Source organism: Bacteroides sp. CAG:189 (assembly GCF_000432295.1).
Taxonomy (GTDB): Bacteria; Bacteroidota; Bacteroidia; order Bacteroidales; family Bacteroidaceae; genus Bacteroides; species Bacteroides salyersiae.
On sequence record NZ_HF991035.1, the window covers coordinates 72,948 to 79,068 of the forward strand.

Consider the following 6,121-nt stretch of genomic DNA (forward strand, 5'->3'; position numbering starts at 1 on the left):
TTTTGTGCAATATTACAAAAAAATACCGAGATGCGCCGAAAAGTAATCCTCATTCTCACCTGCCTGTTGGCTGGAATTACCATAGTTTTTGCACAAGGTACTCTCAACACCGGAGCAGAACGTACCGAAGAATACCTGCCATTACTCAAAGGAAAACGGGTAGGAATGGTCATTAACCCCACTTCCGTCATAGGTGAAGAACAGGCCTGTCTGCTCGACACCCTGTTGAGCTTAAACATAAACGTGGTGAAAGTGTTCGCTCCGGAACATGGCTTTCGGGGCGACGCCGATGCCGGAGAGACGGTAAAAGACGGAAAAGACAGCCGGACGGGTACTCCTATCGTCTCACTCTACGGAAACAATAAAAAGCCAACCGTACACCAGTTGCAGGATGTCGACATTATTTTGTTCGACATACAGGATGTCGGAGCCCGATTCTACACTTATATCAGTACCCTGTTCTATGTGATGGAAGCTTGTGCTGAAAATGGCAAAGAAGTGATTGTACTCGATCGGCCCAACCCATGCGATTACATAGACGGTCCTATACTGCGTCCTTCTTTCCGCAGCTTTGTAGGTATGTTGCCTATCCCCGTTCTTCACGGTTGTACGATCGGCGAACTGGCTCTGATGATCAACGGTGAAGGATGGATCAATAAAACCTCGGAAGCTTGCCGGCTGACTGTAGTAGCCATGACGGGATGGGAACACGGACAACCTTATTCTCCACTCATCAAACCCTCTCCTAACCTACCCAACGATCAGTCAATCCGTCTGTATGCTTCCCTCTGCCCTTTCGAAGCAACTCGTATCAGTGTAGGACGAGGGACCACATTCCCGTTTCAAGTGCTCGGAGCACCCAACAAGAAATACGGAGATTTTAGTTTCACCCCACAAGCATTGCCCGGTTTCGATAAAAACCCGATGCACAAAAACCAAACTTGTTATGGAGAAGATTTGAGAAGAGTCAACAATGTGAACGGATTCACACTGCGTTATTTTCTTCGTTTCTACTGGAAATCGGGAGAAGGAAACGGCTTTTTCGACCGGGCACGTTGGTTCGACCTGTTGATGGGAACGGATACGGTTCGCAAGGCAATTCTTGCCGGTAAAGACGAAGCAGCTATCCGTGCCGGATGGAAAGAAGAATTACAAAAATACAAAGAAATGCGAAAAAAGTACTTGTTATATTGACGCGAAACCGCGCATCTGATTTTAACATTGTTAATTCCATTCCCGGCATATTATTTCTCCCGTCGCAAAACATTAATTCTTTGTCTGTAAAGAAACGTATTCTTGTCGGCAAAAGATTGTATTTAACACAGCATTAAATACGTATTCTTGCAGACTAAGAATATCGGTTTATCCATTTATCAAATAAACAATTAAATCTTTGATATACAACACCTAATATCTTTCGGAATAATCTTTCCGTATCAAATGTCCTTCATCGGTTCGAAGAACAACTCCTACCTGTACTTGTCAAAATAGCAATCTCAGTTGTACCTGATTATTTTCTATCATTACTAATCCGGATGTAATATTTTACTTTCCTGTCATGCAATGTCTATCCCTCACATACAGGGTTCTTTACCCGGATTCACAAGCATGCCCCCTCCGGAACATTCATGTAAATCCGAATAAAGAAGGAATGAGGCTACTTATCTTCAGCCCACTCTTCAGCACCCTTTTCTTTCAACTTCTGCGTAAAGGCTTTTGCTTTTTCCATGATTGCAGCCTCCTCTTCCGGAGTAGCATACGCATGTTTATAACCTTTTATCTTATTCCATTCGCCACGGGTGAAATCGGGAAATGCAACAGAAGCACAACCATTATCCATCGAAAGCTCGCCTAACTCTGCCAGACAGCACCACTCTGCCAAGTCGTACACATCCATATCCAATGGCAAACCATTTTGCAAGCAATATACCAGACGGCTATCCATAATAAAATCCATACCGCCATGTCCCCCTACTTCTTTGGCCATTTCACCATATTTTTTCAATATCGGATGCTGGTATTTTTCTACCAAAGCATTCATTTCATCCTTAGGCAAGAAACTGTGTGAACTTAAATCATCTACTTTCGGCTCCATACCAGAAGCAGTCAGTTGTTTAGCATCCAGAGCATAGCCTTCTACGGGGTATTTATTAGCAAACCCTTTCGTTCCCGTAAGTTGATACAGGCGATTATAAGGTTGCGGAGTCATCACATTGTGCTGTATTTCGATCACCTTTCCGTTTTCTGTGCGGATAAGTGTAGTAGTATGGTCACCATTACGGAAGTTATCGCAGCCGGCTCCTGTTCTCTCTTCTACAAGTGCCTTACCTGCTACCGACTTTGTGTCCATAGCCACCAGCGTCTTCATACGATCACCACGATGAATATCCAGTGCTTGAGCTACAGGACCGAGACCATGAGTGGCATACACGTCACCGCGATGTTTCATGTTATAGTCCAGACGCCATCCTAATTTATCGGCCTCACCGTTTTTCCAATAATGATCCCAGAAAGGTTCCAGATTATGAATATAAGCACCTTGCGCACGAATTACCTCTCCGAATACTCCCTGTTGAGCCATATTCAACGTATTCATTTCGAACCAGTCATAACAGCAGTTTTCCAGAATCATACAATGCTTGCGCGTTTTTTCCGATAAATCGATCAATGCCCAGCACTCTTCCAGACTCATAGCCGAAGGCACTTCGATAGCCACATGTTTACCGTTTTCCATTGCACAGACGGCTACAGGAAAATGATGCAACCAATCAGTAGCAATATAAACCAAGTCAATATCGTCACGCTTGCATAATTCTTCATACCCTTTCTCACCGGAATAGACAGCAGCTTTAGGCATGGAAGCTTTCTTCAAAAAGCGCTGGCACTTCTCGGCACGTTCCTGTTCGTAATCGCAAAGAGCCACAATCTCCACGCCTGGAATATAAGTAAAACGTTCCACAGCACTGGGACCGCGCATTCCTAAACCGACAAAACCAACACGAACGGCCTCTATTTTAGGAGCTGTCAAACCAATCACACTGGTTTGACCGGCAGGACGTTCAGGAGTTTCCACAACGATAGTTCCTTTATCCCAACTCCATTTAGTACCCTTGTCCGAAACCTGTACGGAAGGCGATTGTACCGAACATGCGGCAAAAGCGACGCAAAAGCTCAACAATAATAACTTTAATCCTTTCATGATATAAAATTTATAGTTTAAAATGTAATATAAGAGACGATGTGTTTATAATATCATACAATTCGCGTAACAAGCAGGTAACAAAGAAAATAAAAAAATAACCAATATTAACAAACAACCATATATTTCCGGATCTTTTATTTACTGTTCCATCTCTTTCTTCCTCTTTTTCCACAACTGCCAGCTATTGATAATGTTTTGCCACAGCACATAACTTCCAGGACCTACGGAAGAAAGCGGATTCAGATAAGTATGTGCCATCCAGATAGCTAAAATTGTATTCTTCTGTCCCAATGCCTGCCCGCCACTGATACGATCATTGTACAAACTACCTAAAGTTTTTCCTAAAAAGAATTGTAGACAACAAGCTACAAGTGCGGCAAATGCAATCATTATTTCTGTAAATCCATCGGCCGGATCATTTATCAGAGAAGAAAGTGTTTGCGCAGTAACAATAGCCAGTGACACAGCCCAAAGATAAAAAGCCAGTTCATGGTAATTTAATAAAGTACGGTGAACACGAGGGAGAAACCGCCGTAACAGCCACGCAGTTAAAAACGGACAGATCAATAAAGGAAAGACTTTACTCAATATCAGCAGAAAAGAATCTAAAAAACTGATCTCTGCATGTACCTCAATTAACGGAAATAAAACCGGAACAGCAACAGCCGCCCCTATATTGCCAATCAAAGTATAAGTTGTCAGACTTGCCGCACTTCCGCCCAATTTGGAAGTAATAACCGCAGCAGCAGTAGCCGTAGGACAGATAATACAAACCATCGCTCCTTCAGCCACAATTTTATTAAAACGAAAAAGGAGCAAATAAACAGCTATCGCCCCGAATATTTGTATCAAGAGTAGCCATAAATGCAAAGGCTTCGGTCTCAGATCGCGGGGAGACACCTTACAAAAAGTGAGCAGCAACATCGTGAAAATAAGTGCCGGAGTCAAAAAAGAAAGTCTGATAAATAAAGGATACCCTATGCCCCCCAACAGCATGGCGATGGGCAATGTCCAATTCTTCAGAAACTTAAGCATTATTATATCATTTATTATTTTGAAATGCAAAGTAACAACGAATCACGGAAATAAACGACATGAAATATGGAAAAAAACACAAAACTTAATGGCGAATAGCAAGTTTTCAGCAAAATTCCACTACATTTGCAGCGTCATTGCAATAACATGAAACTTAATAGACATTACATATTATATATATTCGTCTGCCTTGTACTGCTCTACTCTCCGCTTTGTATCGGTAGTGCATGGGCCAAAGATTTTGTTGTCGTCATTGATCCCGGTCATGGAGGACATGACCCCGGAGCTGTCGGCAAAATCTCGAAAGAAAAGAATATAAATCTGAATGTGGCATTAAAGTTAGGAAACATGATCAAAAAGAACTGCGACGATGTAAAAGTAATCTACACCCGCAGTAAGGACGTATTCATTCCATTAGACCGACGAGCTGAAATAGCCAATAGCGCAAAAGCAGACCTGTTTATCTCCATACACACCAATGCCCTTGCCAACAACCGTGTTGCCAAAGGAGCATCCACTTGGACATTGGGTCTTGCCAAATCAGACGCTAATCTTGCCGTAGCCCAACGCGAAAACTCAGTAATCCTTTACGAGAGCGATTATAAAACCCGCTATGCCGGTTTCAACCCGAATTCTGCCGAATCATACATCATTTTTGAGTTCATGCAAGACAAGTATATGGAACAAAGTGTACATCTGGCTTCTCTTGTACAGAAACAATTCCGCCATACGTGCAAACGGGTGGACCGTGGCGTACACCAAGCAGGATTCCTCGTATTGAAAGCAAGTGCCATGCCCAGCATTTTAGTGGAATTAGGATTTATATCGACTCCCGAAGAAGAACGTTACCTCAATACGGAAGCAGGAACCAGCACTTTGGCAAAAGGAATTTATCGCGCTTTCCTTACCTATAAACGGGAGCAAGAAATACGGTTGACCGGTGCCAGTCGCACCATCATTCCGGAAGAGAGTACTGAGACCCCTGAAACAGTAATAGCCGCCGTTCCCAAACAGGAAAACACCAAGACCAATCCGACAACAAAAGCTTCCCCACAACGCCCCATTACAGTAGAAAGTGCAACAAATGATGGAGAAATAACGTTTAAAATACAAATACTAACCTCTTCAAAGCCGTTAGCCAAAAATGACAAGCGCTTAAAGGGATTGACAGATATAGATTACTATAAAGAAGGAGGATTGTATAAATACACTTATGGTGCTTCATCAGACTATAATAAAGTATTACGATCCAAACGTACCATCACCGACAAGTTTAAAGATGCTTTTATCATTGCTTTCCGTGATGGAGAGAAAATAAATATAAACGCTGCTATTGCAGAATTCAAAAAGAAACGAAATAAATAAAGTACTGAAATGAAATACATTACAAAAGAAGTAAGAATAGGTATTGCAGGAATTATTGCTTTGTGCGTACTTGTTTACGGCATCAATTATTTGAAGGGAATAAACATGTTTAAACCTTCAAGCTATTTCTATGTAAAATTCAAGAATGTGAACGGACTGGCTAAATCGAGTCCTGTTTTTGCAGATGGAGTACGTGTAGGTATCGTGCGGGATATTTATTACGATTACAATCAAGCCGAAAATGTAGTCGTAGAAGTAGAACTGGATACGGAGCTCCGTATCCCCAAAGGAAGTTCTGCTGAGTTGACATCCGAACTGATGGGAGGGGTAAGAATGGACATTCTACTGGCTAATAATCCTCGCGAAAAATATGCTATAGGAGATACAATACCCGGAAAATTAAATAATGGCATGATGGAAAGTGTGGCAGCTCTCATGCCGCAAATAGAGCAAATGCTCCCAAAACTCGATTCCATAATGACTTCATTAAATACAATACTGGGAGATCAAAGCATTCCT

Annotated in this window: 4 protein-coding genes and 1 pseudogene; 3 read left to right on the forward strand and 2 right to left on the reverse strand. The window is 42.2% G+C overall.

Annotation, left to right across the window (positions count from 1 at the left end; all coding sequences use genetic code 11):
- The first annotated feature begins 30 nt into the window (after positions 1–30).
- Complete coding sequence (locus QVP90_RS05800; RefSeq protein ID WP_021935906.1) at positions 31–1,194, forward strand: exo-beta-N-acetylmuramidase NamZ family protein; 1,164 nt, start codon at positions 31–33, stop codon at positions 1,192–1,194.
- A gap of 463 nt (positions 1,195–1,657) precedes the next feature.
- On the opposite strand, the gene QVP90_RS05805 is transcribed toward QVP90_RS05800, so the two are convergent.
- Entirely contained in the window at positions 1,658–3,199 is a 1,542-nt protein-coding gene (locus QVP90_RS05805) for a Gfo/Idh/MocA family protein (RefSeq protein ID WP_021935907.1), read from the reverse strand.
- A gap of 141 nt (positions 3,200–3,340) precedes the next feature.
- The gene (locus QVP90_RS05810) at positions 3,341–4,237 is read right to left on the reverse strand and encodes a bile acid:sodium symporter family protein (RefSeq protein WP_005933514.1); all 897 of its coding nucleotides are present in this window, start codon (positions 4,235–4,237) and stop codon (positions 3,341–3,343) included.
- 147 nt (positions 4,238–4,384) lie between these two features.
- Between QVP90_RS05810 and QVP90_RS05815 the strand changes: the two genes are divergently transcribed.
- Complete coding sequence (locus QVP90_RS05815; protein ID WP_085930825.1) at positions 4,385–5,602, forward strand: N-acetylmuramoyl-L-alanine amidase family protein; 1,218 nt, start codon at positions 4,385–4,387, stop codon at positions 5,600–5,602.
- Positions 5,603–5,611: 9 nt separating this feature from the next.
- Positions 5,612–6,121, forward strand: a pseudogene (locus QVP90_RS05820) (MlaD family protein); the annotation flags it as partial.

Excerpts from the sequence above, each read along its gene's own strand:
- QVP90_RS05800 (WP_021935906.1), top strand. The coding sequence starts at position 31 with ATGCGCCGAAAAGTAATCCTCATTCTCACCTGCCTGTTGGCTGGAATT.
- QVP90_RS05805 (WP_021935907.1), bottom strand. The coding sequence starts at position 3,199 with ATGAAAGGATTAAAGTTATTATTGTTGAGCTTTTGCGTCGCTTTTGCC.
- QVP90_RS05810 (WP_005933514.1), bottom strand. The coding sequence starts at position 4,237 with ATGCTTAAGTTTCTGAAGAATTGGACATTGCCCATCGCCATGCTGTTG.
- QVP90_RS05815 (WP_085930825.1), top strand. The coding sequence starts at position 4,385 with ATGAAACTTAATAGACATTACATATTATATATATTCGTCTGCCTTGTA.